At 51.1% G+C, this 681-nt stretch carries 1 protein-coding gene; it reads left to right on the top strand.

All coding sequences use genetic code 11. The features are described 5' to 3' along the window. Positions 1 to 159 precede the first annotated feature (159 nt). A partial coding sequence (locus QJ48_RS34500; RefSeq protein ID WP_157261865.1) for an ABC transporter substrate-binding protein occupies positions 160 to 681 on the top strand: 522 nt, incomplete at its 3' end.

Here is a 681-nt window from a genome sequence, read left to right as displayed (position 1 = left end):
GGTCTTTTTTTGCATGGAAAGTTCACGAAATGTTAAAAATATTCCCGGTGGCGTAAAGATATTGCATTCATGCGGCGGGCGGCGCCCCTTATAATGACACTATGTCGAACAGACAAACAGTATAAGAGAACAAACATAAACGGGGAGGTTGCTTAACACATGAAAAAAAGAGCGCTTACATTAGGGCTGGCATCGCTGTTCGCCGCTTCAAGCCTGCTGGCAGGCTGCGGTTCGAATGATGCCGCCCAAAACAATGCCGGTTCCAAGAGCGACGGCAAAAGCGGCGACAAAGTCAGCATCCGCATCTTGACGCGTATCTCCGGTACCGATCCGAAGTCCGTGGCGTTCCAGAACCTGCTCAAGCAATTTATGGAGAAGAACCCTGATATTACGGTGGTCGACGAATCGTTGAACGACGAGGCGGCATTTAACAACAAATTCAAAACGGCCGTCGCGACAGGTAGCGTCCCGGAGATTTGGATGAACTACGGCGGAGTGGCATTTAAAGACTACGCGAAAAACATCGCAATGGACCTCGATCCCGTGCTGAAAGAAGACAAAGCGTGGGCCGACGCGTTCCTGCCGCTGTTCGACACGTGGAGATACAAAGACCTGCCGGGAACGTACGGTGTGCCGAACGAGTTCTACAGCGTCGCGATCTACTATAACAAAGAGCTGTTC

It is taken from the genome of Paenibacillus sp. A3 (genome assembly GCF_001399685.1).
In the GTDB taxonomy this organism is placed as follows: domain Bacteria; phylum Bacillota; class Bacilli; order Paenibacillales; family NBRC-103111; genus Paenibacillus_G.
Note: the sequence above shows the minus strand (reverse complement) of the source record. Positions and strands in the feature narration are given on the sequence as shown.